Below are 13915 nucleotides of genomic sequence, written 5' to 3' on the forward strand. Positions count from 1 at the left end.
CGGTTCATTATTTGAACCCTTATTTTGAATATAGACTTGCAAAGAATGCCGATGCCTGTCAAGTTAATTCACACATTAAGTTTCTATCCGAGCGGGAGGCTGGATGGGTACGGTCGGCAAGGCGATTTCACTTCTGGAGCTGTTCACGGCGGACGAGCCCGAGCTCGGACTTTCCGATCTCGCGCGGCGGTGCGCCTTGGACAAGGCGACGACGCGGCGGCTGCTGATGGCGCTGGGCGGCCATGGCTTCGTCGAGCAGGATGCCGGCACGCGGCACTATCGCCTCGGCGCCGGCCTGTCGCGGCTAGCGCGTATCCGCGAAGCCTGCTTCCCGTTCCTGCCAACGGCAATTCCCGTGGCGCAGGATTTGGCGGGTTCGACAACCGAGACGGTGCATCTGTCGGAATTCGGCGTCGACAGGCTGATCACCGTCCATGTCGAGCATTCAAGCTGGGCAAACCGGGTGAACATCGATGTCGGCCAGCTTCTGCCGCTGCATTCCACCGCCTCCGGCATCGCCTATCTCGCCTTCGCCGACAACGCGACCGTGAAAGCATGCCTGACAGGTTCGCTTGAGGCCTTCACCGATCATACCCTCGTCGAGCCGGCCGCCATTTCAAAGTCGATCGGCGAGGCGCGCGACCGCGGCTATTCAATCTGCGACCAGGGCCATGAGGACGGCGTGATCGGCGTCGCGGCTGCAATCCGCGCCGCCGATGGTCTTGCGCTGGGGACAATTGCGGTGGCAGCCCCGAAGGCCAGGACGACACCGGCTACGATCGTGGAACGAGGGCTTGCGGTTGTGACCGCAGCACGGGAGATTTCGATGCGCCTCAATGGCGAAAACCTGCAAACCCTGAGGAGGCAGGCCTGATGTCTGCAGATATGGCGACGCCCCGCATCCTGGTCATCGGCACGGGCGATACCAAGACCGACGAACTGCTGTTCATGAAAGCGTGTATCGAGGCATCCAGTGGCCGCGCCGTGATGATGGATGTCAGCGTGCTGGGCGACCCCGCCTATAGTCCCGATCACGACAAGCATGCCGTTGCGCGGGCCGCTGGCGTGACGATGGCCGAAATCGTCTCGAGCGGCGATGAAAACACCGCCATGACATTGATGGCCGTCGGCGCCGTTCAGCTGGTGCGCCAGCTTCACCAGCGCGGCGAGATCGACGCCTTCATCGCCATCGGTGGTTCGATGGGAACCGATTTGGCGCTCGATGTCGCGCTGTGCCTGCCGCTCGGCGTGCCGAAATTCGTCGTCTCGACCATCGCCTACTCGCACCTCATTCCGCCCGAGCGTGTCGCGCCCGACCTGATGATGATCCTGTGGGCAGGCGGGCTCTACGGCCTCAACACCATCTGCAAGCTGGTCCTTTCCCAGGCCTGCGGCGCGGTCGTCGGTGCGGCGAGGATCGTGCTTGCATCCCGTGCTTCGGCCCCGGCGGTCGGACCGACCATCGGCATGACTTCGCTGGGCAGCAGTTGCCTGCGCTATATGAAGACGCTGAAGCCGGCGTTGGAGCAGCGCGGCTATGATGTCGCGGTCTTTCACACCACCGGGATGGGCGGCCGGGCCTTCGAATCGATCGCCAGCCAGGACCATTTCTGCGCGGTGTTCGACTTCAGCCTGCAGGAGATCACCAATCATCTTGCCGGCTCGGTCGTCAGCTCCGGCGCCGACCGGCTCGAGAATGCCGGCGCCCGCGGCATTCCGCAGATCGCAGCCCCTGGCGCCGTAGACATGGTCGATTTGCCAACCTGGCAGGCGCTGCCGACAAAGTTCGCGCAGCGGCCATTCCATGCTCATAACAGGTTGATCGGCTCGATTACCGTCGATGCCGCCGACCGCCGTGAAGTCGCCAGGACCATCGCCGCCAAGCTCGGTGCGTCGAAGGGGCGCTCCGCTTTCATCCTGCCCTCCGGCGGCATCCAGGAATGGGATGCGCAGGGCGAGCCGCTGTACGAACCCGAAGCCCTCGCGGCGTTCACCGATGAGATGCGCAAGGCCATTCCCGCCGGCGTCGAGTTCCACGAGATCGACGCCCACATTAACAGCGACGAGTTCGTCGGCAAGGCGCTCGAAATCTTCGACCGCTGGGTCGAGGAAGGCATCATCCCGCGCGGCATGCCGGCCAAGGGAGTGGCTGCGTGAGCGCTGTTCCTGCCCAGGCGCTCGTCCTCGATTTCGGCGGCGTCGTCACCCGGACCCTTTTCGAGACCCATGCCTTGACCGAACAGGCGCTCGGCCTCGCGCCGGGAACGCTGCAATGGTACGGGCCGTTCGACCCGGATTCAGATCCGCTGTGGCGCTCAATGCAGGCCGACGAGATCAGCGAGCGCGATTATTGGCGCACCCGCACCAGCGAAGTCGGCCGGCTCGTCGGCGAGGACTGGCAGGCGATGGAGACATTCGTCCAGCGCGCACGCGGAGCCGAGCCGGAAAAGATCGTGCGGCCCGAAGCCGTCCGCGCAATCCGGACCGTGCATGCGGCGGGATTTCGCCTGGCGATCGTGTCCAACGAGCTAGATCTGTTCTATGGCGCCGGCTTCCGTCAGCGGCTGCCGCTGCTCGAGCTGTTCGACACCATCGTCGACGCCACTTATACCGGCATCCTCAAGCCCGATCCGCGCGCCTATGCCTTGGTGACCGAGGCGCTTGGCCTGCCTGCCGGCGCCTGTGTGTTCGTTGACGACCAGCAGCGCAATGTCGATGGCGGCCGTGCCGCCGGCATGCGCACGGTTCATTTCGACGTCGCGCGACCGGCACTTTCCTATGCCGAGGCCCTCGGCCATTTCGACCTCATCTCCTGAGACATTTGCGGAGCCTTGCGATGCGCGACATCAATTTCCTCACCGAGAAAAACGCCAAGCCGATCTGGCATCCGATGGCACACCCGGCCGAGATGCGGGCCAACCCGCCAAAGGTGATCATGAAAGGCGAAGGCGTGATGGTCACAGACATCGACGGCAACACCGTGCTCGATGCGGTTGGCGGACTGTGGAACGTCAATCTCGGCTACTCCTGCGACCCGATCAAGAAGGCCATCGCCGACCAGCTCAGCGCCCTGCCCTACTATTCCGGGTTTCGCGGCACGTCGACCGGCCCGTCGATCGAGCTCGCTTACGAACTCAGCGAATGGTTCGAACCGGAAGGCATGGTGCGGACCTTCTTCACCTCGGGCGGCTCGGATTCGGTCGAAACCGCACTGCGGCTCGCCCGCCAATACTGGAAGATCCGCGGCCAGGGCGACCGGACAAAATTCCTCGCACTGAAGAAGGGCTATCACGGCACCCATTTCGGTGGCGCGTCAGTCAACGGCAACGCCAATTTCCGCCGCAACTATGAGCCGCTTATGCCCGGCGTCTTCCACATTCCCGCACCCTGGACCTTCCGCAATCCGTTCGATGAGACCGATCCGGCGCGGCTGGCCAAACTGTGCGCCAAAGCGCTGGAGGATGAGATCGCCTTCCAGGGCGGCGACACCATTGCCGCCTTCATCATGGAGCCGGTTCTCGGCGCCGGCGGCGTCATCGTTCCGCATGACAGCTTCATGCCGCTGGTGCGCGAGATATGCGACCGCCACGAAATCCTGCTGATCGCCGACGAGGTGGTCACGGGCTTCGGTCGCACCGGCGCCTGGTCGGGTTCGCGGCTATCCGGCGTGAAGCCGGATTTCATGACCATCGCCAAGGCGATCACCTCGGGCTATTTCCCGCTCGGCGCCACCTTGATCGGCGCCAAGGTCGCCGACGTCTTCGAGGCCGACAAGACCAGCTTCGGGGCGATCGGTCATGGCTATACCTATTCCGGCCATCCTGTCGGCTGCGCGGCAGGGCTGGCTGCACTTGTCGAGACCAAACGGCTTCGCCTGGACGAGAACGCAGCCGCGCGCGGCATCGAGCTGGCGGCGATGCTGGAGGGGCTAAAAGCCAAGCACGCGATCGTCGGCGACATCAGGTACAAGGGCCTGATGGCTGCGCTAGAGCTGGTCTCCGATCGCACGACGAAAAAGCCGGTGGACAAGAAGACCATGGCCGTGGTTTCGGAAGCCACTTATGACGCCGGCGTCATGCTGCGCGTGTCCGGCAACAACATCATCCTGTCGCCGCCGCTGATCATCGGCGCCGCCGACGTGGCAAAGATCGGCGAGGCCATCGATGCAGGTCTGTCGAGGGCCTGATGCCCGCTGACGCAATGGAGTTTGGTACGCAATGACCCAATCTGAGAAGAACCCGAGCGAGGAAGCGCTCGTCAAGCGGCGTGCCCGCCTGCTCGGCGCGAAATCGCAATTGTTCTACGACGAGCCCGTGCACCTGGTGCGCGGCGAAGGCGTCTGGCTCTACGATGCCGACGGCCGCAAGTATCTCGATGCTTACAACAACGTCGCCCATGTCGGCCATTGCCACCCGCATGTGGTCGAGGCCTTGTGCCGTCAGGCAAGCCTGCTCAACACCCACACACGCTATCTGCACACCGCAATTCTCGACTATGTCGAGCGGCTGACGGCGACCTTCGATGCAAGCCTCGCCACCGCAATCCTGACCTGTACCGGCAGCGAGGCCAACGACATAGCGCTGCGCATGGCGCAGGCCGCCTCCGGCAATATGGGCATCATCGCCACCGACGCCACCTATCATGGCAACACGGCGGCGGTTTCGCAGCTCAGCACGCGCATGCCTCCGATCCGCGGCCGCGCCCCCCATGTCAGGCTGGTGCCGGCCCCCGACAGCTATCGCCATCCCGATGCGATGGCCAATGGCAAGGCCTTCGGCGACGCCGTGCGTCAAGCGATCGCTTCGCTGGCACAGGACGGCATTGGCCTGTCTGGCATCATCTTGTGTCCGCTGCTCGCCAATGAAGGTTTCCCGGCTCTGCCCACCGGATTTTTCGACGACGCCTTGGGGGCCGTGCGCGAAGCCGGTGGTCTGGTCATCGCCGACGAAGTGCAGCCCGGCTTCGGCCGCACCGGCAGCCATTTCTGGGGCCATCAGCGCGCCGGCTTCGTCCCCGACATCGTCACCATGGGCAAGCCGATGGGCAATGGCCATCCGATCGCGGCCGTGGTCACCACCAAGGAGATACTGGCGACCTTCCGCGACGCTTTCCGCTACTTCAACACCTTCGGCGGCAACCCGGTCTCCTGCGCGGTCGCCAATGCCGTCCTCGACGTCATCGAACAGGAAAACCTTGTCGCCAACGCGCAAGACGTCGGCGCTTATGCGCTTGGCCTGCTGCGCCCGCTGGCCGATCGGCATGAGTGCATCGGCGAGGTCAGGGGCGCCGGACTGTTCTTCGGCGCCGAGCTGGTCCACGACCGCGACACGCGCGAACCGGCGCCCGACATTGCCGAGCAGGTCGCCAATCGCATGCGCCATCGCGGCGTGCTGATGGGCAAGACCGGCATCCACGGCAATGTGCTCAAGATCCGCCCGCCCATGCCGTTCTCGCGTGACAATGCCGACTTCCTGATCGGCCTGCTGGACGAGGTGCTGGGCGAAGTCGGCGGAGTGCCGGCGTGAATTCTGTTTCCACCCAATCCGAGCCCGAAACGGCAGCCGATGTCACGGAGCTCGCCAGGCGTGCGCTCGAACATTGGGGCGTCCGCAACTCTGAGCCGGAACTTCTGAAGCACCGCGAGAACGCCGTCTTCCGCGTGCGGCTGCCGGATGGCCAGCCGGCAGCCATGCGCATCCACCGGCTCGGCTACCACACGGACGCCGCGCTGCGTTCGGAACTGCAATGGATGGGCTTCCTGCAATCCGCCGGCGTCGCCACGCCGTCTTGCGTCGCAACACAGGCCGGCGATCCGTTCGTACTTGTCAGCACGGCCACCTCGGCGCAGCCCCGGCAGGCCGATTGCCTGAGCTGGCTGGAGGGCCGCGCCGTGGGCGCACGCGGCGTGCCACTGGCCTACACGGCCGACCAGTCGATCCAGATCTTCACGGCGATCGGGCGGACCATCGCCCATATGCACAATGTCACTGCCTCGTGGGCGCCGCCCGCGGGCTTCGCCCGCCATGCCTGGGACTTCGACGGCTTCTTCGGTGCGAACCCGGTCTGGGGCCGGTTCGAGACCTCGCCCTTTCTCGATGGTCCTCGCCGCGCGCTGGTCTTGCAGGCGCGCGACAAGGCAGTGAAGGCGCTGTCGCAACATGAGCGCAGCGCGCGCAATTTCGGCATCATCCACGCCGATCTGGTGCGCGAGAACGTGCTCATCCATGACCGTGCCGTACGCATCATCGACTTCGACGATTGCGGCCATGGCTGGCACATGTACGACCTTGCCGTCGCCCTCTACCAGAACCGCGAGGAGGCGATCTACCCGCTGATCGAAACCGCTTTGCTTGACGGCTACCAGCAAGAGCGTGCGCTGACCCCGCAGGACATCGCCGCATTGCCTCTATTCGCCGCCTTGCGTGCCTTCGCGTTTCTTGGCTGGGTGCAAAGCCGCGTCGAAGGCGACATCACCAGGGATGTCGGCTTGCGCATGTCGACCATCGCAGCCGATGTGGTGATTGACTACTTGCGCGGCGAACAGCCCAACTGACGAGCCGATGAGAGCCGTCAGCTCTTGGCGAAATGGATACTGACCGTTCCCGAGCTGCCGAAGTCGGCGACGATCGTATCGCCGGGCCGCGCCTCGACCGGGCGCACGAACGATCCGGACAGCACCACCTCGCCGGCCGCGATGGACATGCCGTAGCGGGCGAGCCTGTCCGCCAGCCAGGCAATGCCCATCGCGGGATGGTTGAGCACGCCGGCGCCAAGCCCGGTCTCCTCGACCTCCGCATTGCGCGAGACGATGGCGCCGATCCAGCGCATATCGGCTTCATCGGGTCGTTGCGGCCGGCCGCCGATGACAATGCCGGCATTGGCGGCGTTGTCGGAAATCGTATCGAAGAAAGTGCGCGCCTTCTTTGTCTCGGCATTGACGCGTTCGATGCGCGTGTCGAGGATTTCGAGCCCCGGCGTGATATAATCGGTGGCGTTGAGCACGTCGAAGATGGTCACGCCTGGGCCCCTCAGCGGCGCCTTCATGACGAAGGCTATCTCGGCCTCGACGCGCGGCTGGATGAAGCGGCCGACGGGTATCGTCGCGCCGTCGTTGAAGAACATGTCGTCGAACAGCACGCCCGAATCCGGCGTGTCGATGGCGAGCGCATATTGCATCGCCTTCGATGTCAGGCCGATCTTCCAGCCCTTCGGGGTCAGCCCGGCATCGGTCTTGCGTTTCACCAGCGCTGCCTGGACGCGATAGGCATCCTCCATCGTCGCATCGGGAAAATCGAGGCTGAGCAGACGGATCTGGCGGCGCGAACGCTCAGCTTCGAACAGCCTTGCCGCGGCATCTTCAACTTGCTCGGGGGTCACGATGCTGCCTCGTCGACGACGCCGTTGCGGAGCACGCCGATGCCGTCGGCTTCGACTTCGATCACGTCGCCCGGCTTCAGCCAGATCGGCGGGTCGAAGCGGGCGCCGGCGCCGGTCGGCGTACCGGTGACGATGATATCGCCTGGCACCAGCGTGGTGAAGGTGGAGACATAGGCGATGATCTTGCGGAACGAGAAGATCATCCGGCTGGTGCGGTCCTGCTGGCGCAATTCGCCATTGACGCGGGTGGTCAGCGCGATGTCGGCAATCTGCGCCTCGTCGGTGAACGGCACCAGCCACGGACCGAGCGAGCCGGTGCGGTCGAAATTCTTGCCCTGCGTGACGTTGAACTTGGCGTGCCGTACCCAATCGCGAATGGTGCCTTCGTTGCACAGGGATAGTGCCGCGATATGGTCAAGCGCATCCCTCTCGGCGATGCGTCGTCCACCCTTGCCGATGACGATGACGATCTCGCCCTCATAGTCCAGCTGCGGCGATTCCGGCGGCCGCACCAGCGGCGCGTTGTGGCCGACGAAGGAGCGGGGGAAGCGGATGAACAGCGACGGGTTCGAAGGCGCGGCCTGGCCGTCCTTGTACTCTTCGTTGCGGTCCGGGTAGTTGACGCCGACGCAGATGATCTTTTCCGGCGACGGCACAGGGATTTCATAAGCGATGGCGCCGACTGGAAAATCGACGGCGTAGGCTTCGGCCTCTTCCGCCAGCCGCCGTAGCACGCCGGCCTCGATCACTTCGCGCAGCGTCGGCCACTGGCTGTGCCGCGCCGACAGGTCGACGACGCCCTTATCTGTGACCACGCCATAGCGCGTCTTGCCGCCGACGGTGAAGGTGGCGAGCCGCCCATGTGCAGTCATCCCGGTCTCCGTCAGGTTCGCGTCTGTGGTCACGGTGCGATGATCGGCGACGCCGTCAAATCCGGTTGGCGTGCGGCCGCGCCGGCAAAGGTGCTGCCCTCCTCGAACCAGCTTTTCGGCGCCGGCGCGCCCCACAGCGTCTGGCGCTGCGGGTCCTTGAGGTCCCACTTGATCGGCTCGAGATCCGGATCGACCGTCTGGTAGTCCGAGCAGTAGATCTCGATGCGGTGATTGTCCGGGTCTCTGACATAGAGGAAGAAGGCGTTGGAAATGCCATGCCGGCCGGGGCCGCGCTCGATATTTGCGAGGTAACCCGTCGTCGCCATCAGATCGAGCAGGTCGATGATGTTGAGCGGTGTCGGCACCCAGAAGGCGACGTGATGCAGGCGCGGACCCACACCGTTGGTGAAGGCGATGTCGTGGACGCCGCCCTTGCGGTGCGTCCAGGCCGCCCACAGCTTTCCGCTACTGGCATCCTCGGTGTATTCGGTGACGCGGAAGCCAAGCTCGTTGTAGAAGGCGACGGACTCGTCGACATTGGGCGAGAAGCAGTTGAAGTGGTCGATGCGCAGCGGCTTCACGCCCTTGTAGAGCGCATATTTCTGATGAATCGGCGGCAGCCTTTCCATTTGGGCAAAGAACTCGAGCGGAATGCCGTGCGGGTCGCGGGTGCGGAAGGTGCGCGACTGGTACTGTCGCTCGACCCACTCGACCGGCAGGCCTTTTGCCTTGAAGAAATGCTCGGCCTTGTCGAGATCCTCATCCGAAAAAACCTTGAAGCCGAGATCGCGGGCTTCGGCGCTGCCGGCCTTCTTCAGCACGATGCAGTGGTGTCCGCGCTCTTCCAACGCCCTTAGATAGATGGCTTCCGATGTCTCGTCGGTAACCTGCAGGCCAAGCGTGTCGACATAGAAGGCGCGGGATTTCGCAAGGTCGGTGACCGCCAGTTCGACATGGCTGAGGCGCACGATGTTGAAGGCGGGATAGAGGTTTGGTTTGGGCAGTGGCATGCGATGTCCTCCGGTCAGCCGCCGAGTTTCTGGATCGTGTGCGCTGAAGTGGCGAAGGCGATGTTCTTCGTCTCCATGTAGAAATCGAAGGAATGGTCGCCGCCGTCGCGGCCGATGCCGGAATTCTTGACGCCGCCGAACGGCGTCGGCAAATGCCGCACATTCTCCGAATTGACCCAGATCATGCCGGCGTCCAGCGCATCGGTGAAGCGGAAGGCGCGGGTGACATCCGACGTCCAGAGATAGCCGGTCAGGCCGTATTGGGTGTCGTTGGCCAGCGCCAGCGCTTCGGCCTCGTCCTTGAAGGAAATGGCGGTCAGCACCGGCCCGAAAATCTCTTCCTGGGCAATGCGCATCCTGTTGGTGGCGCCGGTAAACAGCGTCGGGCTGACATAGCAGCCACCGCCCGGACCGGCGAACTTGTCGCCGCCGGCGGCTACCACCGCGCCTTCCGATTTGCCGATCTCGATATAGGAAAGCACCTTTTCCTCGTGCACCGGATGGATCAGCGGACCAACAACCGTTTTGGGATCGAGCGGATGGCCAACCTTGATGCGCTTTGCCTTCTCCGCAACCAGATCCGTGAATGTGTCGTAGACCGAGGCTTCGACCAGAAGCCGCGACGATGAGGTGCAGCGTTCGCCGTTGAGCGAGTAGATCATGAACACGGCCGCATCCGCCGCACGTTCGAGATCGGCGTCGGCGAAGACGATCACCGGGTTCTTCCCGCCCAGTTCGAAATGCACGCGCTTCAGCGTATCGGCGCCTTGTTTCATGATCATCGAGCCGGTGCGGCTCTCACCGACAAAACCGATCGCCTTGATGTCAGGGTGCTCGGTCAGCGCCTTGCCGGCGTGCTCGCCGAGGCCGTTGACCAGGTTCCACACGCCTTTCGGCAGGCCGGCCTCCTCCGCGATCTCGACCAGCAGGCGAGCGGTCAGCGGCGAAAATTCGGCCGGCTTGTGGACGACGGTGCAGCCTGCCGCCAGCGCCGGCGCGATCTTCCATGTCGACAGCATGAACGGCGTGTTCCACGGCGTGATGATGCCGACCGGGCCGATCGGCACGCGCGTGGTGATGTTGACCTGGCCTGTCGTGCGCAGCGTCTCGCCGTCGCGCGCTTCCGGCGCGCGGTCGGCGAAGAAGCGGAAATTCTCGGCGCCGCGCAGCGCGGCCTTGGCCATGAATTTCAGCGCCTGGCCGGTGTCCATGCACTCGACGAAGGCGATCTCCTCGGCGCGCGCTTCGATCGCATCGGCTATCTTGTGCAGCAGCTTCTTGCGCCCGTCGCCCGGCATGGCGGCCCAGGCCGGGAACGCCGCCTTTGCCGCCTTGGCGGCGCGGTCGATATCGGCGGCACTGCCACGCGCGACCTTGGCCAGCGGCTTGAGATCGACCGGCGACATGCTCTCGAAGGTCGAGCCATCCACCGCCGGCACCGCTTCGCCGCCGATCTGGTTCAGCACGCCGTCGCGCTTGAAACGGGCCAGATAGGCCTCGGCCTTTTTCAGATTGCCTTCGAGGTCGGACATATCAGCTTCCGTCACTTGCCGCGCAGTCGCGGATGGATTGCGTTTTTCTTCCAGCTCAGTACCGGGTCGATCTCCCTGATCTCCAGGGAAAGAGCGAAATGCGGGGTCTCGAACAGGGGCCCAAGGTATTCGCTCACCGCGGCGAAGACCGCCTCCCCGGTTCGTTTCTTGTCCTGGGCGCTGCGCCCGGTTCCAATGCGAAACGACATGTCGAGGAAAGCGTTTTCCGGCAGGCTGTCGGCGATGGCATAGGCTTCCGCACGGAAGGCCCGCACCCGCACCGCGCCGGTTTCAAACAGCCCGGTGCCGAGCACGGTGCGCAACACCAGCGCGCACAATTCGCTCATGTCGACCTTGGCATCGAGGTTGGCCGAATACTCGATGGAAAAGTGAGGCACCGCGTCTCGTTCCCCGGATTGTTCCACTGTTGTAGTTAACGCGTTAATTACATGCAGCATCACTGAAGTCAAGCCTTGCATCCAAGTTGAGGCGACGATACGGGATGGAAAGGTCAGGTTTTGGCGTGCGGTCCCGCCGACCGCCCGCATCATTGGGGACGCTGCTTCTTGCTGCCTGAAAACACCCGTCGTTCTCTGCCGATGGCGCTGCTCCATGCCCGCGAAGTGGTGATGGCGCGGTTTCGCCCTATGCTGGCGGCGCATGACGTGACCGAACAGCAATGGCGTGTGCTGCGCGTTCTGAGCGAGGCCGGCCCTGTCGAGGCGACGGAACTTGCCGATCGCGCTTCGGTGCTGCCGCCCAGCCTGACACGCATCATCAAGACGCTCGAGGGCCGAAAATTCATCACCCGCAACAAGGCGGAAGGCGATGGCCGCCGTGTCGTTCTGACGATCGCCCCGGCGGGCTCCGCCCTTATCGATGCCTTGTCGCCGGAACGCCTCGTCATCTACCGCGACATCGAACAGCGCTTCGGACATGAGAGGCTCGAGCAATTGCTCGATCTGCTGGAGAGCCTGATCGCCGGCGAGAGCTGATCGCTGCGGCTCAGCCGCCAAAGCTGCCAAGCCGCGTCGGCTGCGTGTAATTGCGGTCGACATAGAGCAAGGCCGAGCCGCCGCTGCCGTGCCTGACATCGATAACGCGGCCGATCATGACATTATGCGTGCCGACGATGTGCACATCCTCGATCTCGCAATCGAAATTGACGATCGCATCGGACAGCGCCGGCGTGCCTGACGCCAGCGTTTGCCAGCGCGCCGCCGAATAGCGTGCCTCCATGTCCCTGGTCGCGCCGGCGAACTTGCCGGCTAGGTGCATATGGTCATGCGTCAGCACGTTGACGCAGAAGCGCCGGTTGGCGAGGAACATGGCGGCCTGCGTCGAGCGGCCGTTCATGCACACCAGCAGTGTCGGCGGTTCGTCCGACACACTGCACATGGCGGTGGCGGTGAAGCCGCCGCGCCCGGCCGGACCATCTGTCGTGACGATGTTGACCGGCGCGCAGACCCTTGCCATGGCGTCGCGGAAATCGGCCTTCGAAATCTGCGTGGCCATCTGACATCACCCGGCCGTAGAAGCGAGCGGATTGAGCCAGGTATCTCCCGTCCAGCCGTTCTCGTCATAGTCGGCCATGCAGGTGTCGACCAGTTCTTCCATGGCCTTCAGGCGGCCGCCGCGTTCGGCGCCCTTCAGCACCTGCAGCCGCACCTCTTCCGGCGCACCGGCATAGTTGAGTTCGTAGAGTGCGTGGCGGCCGCCGAACTCGGTGCCGGTCGCGTCCCACAACAGTTTCATGATCTTGATGCGCTCGACATGGCCAATGTCGTTGGAACCGCGCACATATTGCGCGAGGTATTTGTCGATCTCGGGATTGTTGAAGTCGCGCACCGATGACGGCAGGTAGATCAAGCCGGAGGCGATCACCCGGCGCACCGTGTCGATGACGCGCGGATAGGCTTCCGACATGAAAGTCCGGTAGGCAAGGGCTGCTTCCAGGTTGGGCAGGACAGCGCCATTCGCCCACGGGATCGGATTGTAGGCCATGGCGTTGGAAAAGCTCCAGAACATGTGCCTGAGCGCGATGACCTCGCCCAGCGCCGCCTGGTTGCCTCGGAAGGCATCGCCGCCGGTGGCGCGCAGCGCCTTGGCTAGCAGGCCGGCGAGGAAGTCGAGCTTGACGGCAAAGCGTGTGCAGCCCTGGAAGCAATAGCCATGCATGAAGCCCGAAGCTGGATGGAAGGACAGGATTTTCTGCGCGTCGCGCAGCACCAGTACGTCCTCCCAGGGGATGAAGACATTGTCGAGCACCAGGATGGCATCGTTCTCGTCGAAGCGCGACGACAACGGATAGTCGAACGGAGCCGCCGCCGTGTTGGCCGTCTGCTCATAGGAGACGCGGCAGAACATCTTTACCCCCGGCGCATTCATCGGCACGATGAACATGACCGACAGCGACGGATCTTCGGTGACCGTCGCCGAACTCTGCGCCAGGAAATTGTAGTGGGTCAGCGCCGAGGACGTCGCCACCACCTTGGCGCCGGAGACATAGATGCCGGCGTCGGTCTCCTTGGTGATGTGGACGAAGACATCCTTCACCTGTTCGGCCGGCTTGTGCCGGTCGATCGGCGGGTTGACGATGGCGTGGTTCATGAACAGCACGGCTTCCTGCGCACGCTTGTGCCAGGCGAGCGCATTGTCCTTGAACGGGCCGTACCAGTCGGCATTGGCGCCGAGCGTGTTCATCAGTGCCGCCTTGTAATCGGGCGTGCGGCCCATCCAGCCATAGGACATGCGTGACCACTCGGCGATCGCGGTCTGCTGGGCCGCGAGTTCGCCGGAGGATTTGGCGACGCGGAAATATTTGTGGGTGTAGCCGCCCGAACCGGTATCGGTAGGCGAGGTCAGCGTGCCCTGCCGCTTGGGATCGTGCAGCGCATCATAGAGGCGCGCCAGCGACCGCGCCGAATTGCGCATGGCCGGATGGGTGGTGACATCGGCAATGCGCTCGCCGTTGATGTAGACCTCGCGGCCGTCGCGCAGGCTCTCCAGATACTCGGCCCCGGTGAACGGGCGCCCATTGTCGGCACGAAAGTCTTCCGATCGCATGATGTTCCTCCACTTATGGCATCAACTCTAGCGCTCCTGGCAAGGATCGGTTAGGACG

Annotated in this window: 14 protein-coding genes; 7 read left to right on the forward strand and 7 right to left on the reverse strand. The window is 63.9% G+C overall.

All coding sequences use genetic code 11. The features are described from left to right. Positions 1-103: 103 nt before the first annotated feature. The 6 genes from NKK50_RS24540 to NKK50_RS24565 are packed head-to-tail and all read left to right on the forward strand — an operon-like array spanning position 104 to position 6553. Entirely contained in the window at positions 104-874 is a 771-nt protein-coding gene (locus NKK50_RS24540) for an IclR family transcriptional regulator (RefSeq protein WP_352500346.1), read from the forward strand. After that, a complete protein-coding gene (locus NKK50_RS24545) occupies positions 874-2157 on the forward strand; it encodes a Tm-1-like ATP-binding domain-containing protein (RefSeq protein WP_023738353.1) in 1284 nt (427 codons plus the stop codon). The genes NKK50_RS24540 and NKK50_RS24545 overlap by 1 nt, the downstream gene beginning before the upstream one ends. Next, on the forward strand, positions 2154-2816 hold the full coding sequence (locus NKK50_RS24550) for an HAD family hydrolase (protein ID WP_023745654.1): 663 nt from the start codon (positions 2154-2156) through the stop codon (positions 2814-2816). The genes NKK50_RS24545 and NKK50_RS24550 overlap by 4 nt, the downstream gene beginning before the upstream one ends. A gap of 20 nt (positions 2817-2836) precedes the next feature. Continuing rightward, entirely contained in the window at positions 2837-4186 is a 1350-nt protein-coding gene (locus tag NKK50_RS24555) for an aspartate aminotransferase family protein (RefSeq protein ID WP_023745655.1), read from the forward strand. A 31-nt stretch (positions 4187-4217) separates the two neighbouring features. Continuing rightward, the gene (locus tag NKK50_RS24560) at positions 4218-5525 is read left to right on the forward strand and encodes an aminotransferase class III-fold pyridoxal phosphate-dependent enzyme (RefSeq protein WP_023686940.1); all 1308 of its coding nucleotides are present in this window, start codon (positions 4218-4220) and stop codon (positions 5523-5525) included. Beyond that, entirely contained in the window at positions 5522-6553 is a 1032-nt protein-coding gene (locus NKK50_RS24565; protein ID WP_023745656.1) for a phosphotransferase enzyme family protein, read from the forward strand. Before NKK50_RS24560 ends, NKK50_RS24565 begins: the two co-directional genes overlap by 4 nt. A 17-nt stretch (positions 6554-6570) precedes the next feature. Here the strand turns inward: NKK50_RS24565 and hpaH are convergent, their stop codons facing one another. Genes hpaH through NKK50_RS24590 form a run of 5 tightly spaced genes read right to left on the reverse strand, consistent with a single transcriptional unit; the run spans position 6571 to position 11189 of the window. Beyond that, on the reverse strand, positions 6571-7380 hold the full coding sequence (hpaH, locus tag NKK50_RS24570) for a 2-oxo-hept-4-ene-1,7-dioate hydratase (protein ID WP_031204606.1): 810 nt from the start codon (positions 7378-7380) through the stop codon (positions 6571-6573). Further along, a complete protein-coding gene (locus NKK50_RS24575) occupies positions 7374-8249 on the reverse strand; it encodes a fumarylacetoacetate hydrolase family protein (protein WP_023834914.1) in 876 nt (291 codons plus the stop codon). Before NKK50_RS24575 ends, hpaH begins: the two co-directional genes overlap by 7 nt. Before the next feature lie 29 nt (positions 8250-8278). Beyond that, the gene (gene hpaD / locus NKK50_RS24580; RefSeq protein ID WP_023686936.1) at positions 8279-9259 is read right to left on the reverse strand and encodes a 3,4-dihydroxyphenylacetate 2,3-dioxygenase; all 981 of its coding nucleotides are present in this window, start codon (positions 9257-9259) and stop codon (positions 8279-8281) included. A gap of 14 nt (positions 9260-9273) precedes the next feature. Continuing rightward, a complete protein-coding gene (gene hpaE, locus NKK50_RS24585) occupies positions 9274-10791 on the reverse strand; it encodes a 5-carboxymethyl-2-hydroxymuconate semialdehyde dehydrogenase (protein ID WP_023745659.1) in 1518 nt (505 codons plus the stop codon). 11 nt (positions 10792-10802) lie between these two features. Beyond that, on the reverse strand, positions 10803-11189 hold the full coding sequence (locus tag NKK50_RS24590) for a 5-carboxymethyl-2-hydroxymuconate Delta-isomerase (protein ID WP_023686935.1): 387 nt from the start codon (positions 11187-11189) through the stop codon (positions 10803-10805). Between the two features lie 201 nt (positions 11190-11390). Here NKK50_RS24590 and hpaR point away from each other — a divergent pair, with 201 nt between their 5' ends. Beyond that, positions 11391-11786 carry a homoprotocatechuate degradation operon regulator HpaR gene (hpaR, locus tag NKK50_RS24595; RefSeq protein ID WP_023704722.1) on the forward strand — a complete coding sequence of 132 codons (396 nt, stop codon included), beginning with the start codon at positions 11391-11393 and terminating at the stop codon, positions 11784-11786. Positions 11787-11796: 10 nt separating this feature from the next. Here the strand turns inward: hpaR and NKK50_RS24600 are convergent, their stop codons facing one another. Continuing rightward, complete coding sequence (locus NKK50_RS24600) at positions 11797-12306, reverse strand: flavin reductase (protein WP_023692271.1); 510 nt, start codon at positions 12304-12306, stop codon at positions 11797-11799. Positions 12307-12312: 6 nt separating this feature from the next. Further along, positions 12313-13857 carry a 4-hydroxyphenylacetate 3-hydroxylase N-terminal domain-containing protein gene (locus NKK50_RS24605; RefSeq protein ID WP_352543965.1) on the reverse strand — a complete coding sequence of 515 codons (1545 nt, stop codon included), beginning with the start codon at positions 13855-13857 and terminating at the stop codon, positions 12313-12315. Positions 13858-13915: the final 58 nt, after the last annotated feature.

The organism is Mesorhizobium sp. M0001 (assembly GCF_040324255.1).
Lineage (GTDB): Bacteria > Pseudomonadota > Alphaproteobacteria > Rhizobiales > Rhizobiaceae > Mesorhizobium.